This is a genomic window from Oleiphilus sp. HI0067, from assembly GCF_001635735.1.
Genome location: NZ_LWFI01001713.1, coordinates 1 through 734 on the forward strand (window position 1 = coordinate 1; position 734 = coordinate 734).

At 45.9% G+C, this 734-nt stretch carries 2 protein-coding genes; both read right to left on the reverse strand.

Translation table 11 applies throughout. The features are described 5' to 3' along the window. On the reverse strand, positions 1 to 117 hold a 117-nt coding region (locus A3739_RS28505), incomplete at its 3' end, for an NAD-binding protein (RefSeq protein ID WP_156502896.1). Positions 118 to 161: 44 nt separating this feature from the next. Continuing rightward, positions 162 to 734 (reverse strand): methyltransferase domain-containing protein (locus A3739_RS27245; RefSeq protein WP_156502897.1); only part of this gene is annotated, 573 nt, incomplete at its 5' end.

Below are 734 nucleotides of genomic sequence, written 5' to 3' on the forward strand. Positions count from 1 at the left end.
TAATTCAGATAAACGTTGATTGTCAGGGTCAATCACGGTGATATCGTTGGCTTCAATCTCAAGGTTTTCAGCAAGCGTTCCGCCTACTTGTCCTGCGCCCACAATAATGATTTTCATAAACAGTGCATGCCTAAATTGCGTATGCTGCGTGTAAAACGCCGTTACTTAGTATCTTTTGTTAACAAAGCGTAGAAGAACCCATCGTGTCCTTGCTCTGAGGGAAATAGCTGTTTGCCATATCCAGTGTCTTCTCCCCAATCGCTTTCAATGGGAAGTAAGGTCGTACTCGGTTCTGAAGCTAAAAAGCGTTCTATGATGCGTGCATTTTCCTGCGGGAAAATTGAGCATGTTGCATAGACCAGCTTGCCACCAGGTTTGAGCGTTTTCCAAAGACTTGTTAGTAAGTGTAGCTGCAGTTCTGCGAGTTTCTTGAGGTCTGATGGATCTCTCAGTAATTTAATGTCAGGGTGCCTACGAATCACACCTGTTGCACTACATGGCGCATCGAGAAGAATACGATCGAAGGGTTGATTATCATACCAACGCGTTAAATCTTCAGCAGAACTTGCAATCGTGTTGGCCTTCAATCCCAAGCGAGCAAGATTTTCTTCGACTCGCACTAAGCGTTTCGCATCTTGGTCTAAGGCAGTGACGTCTAATGACGGTTCAGCTTCGAGCATGGCGCATGTTTTTCCGCCGGGAGCAGAGCATGCATCGAGAACGCGTAAGTTTGG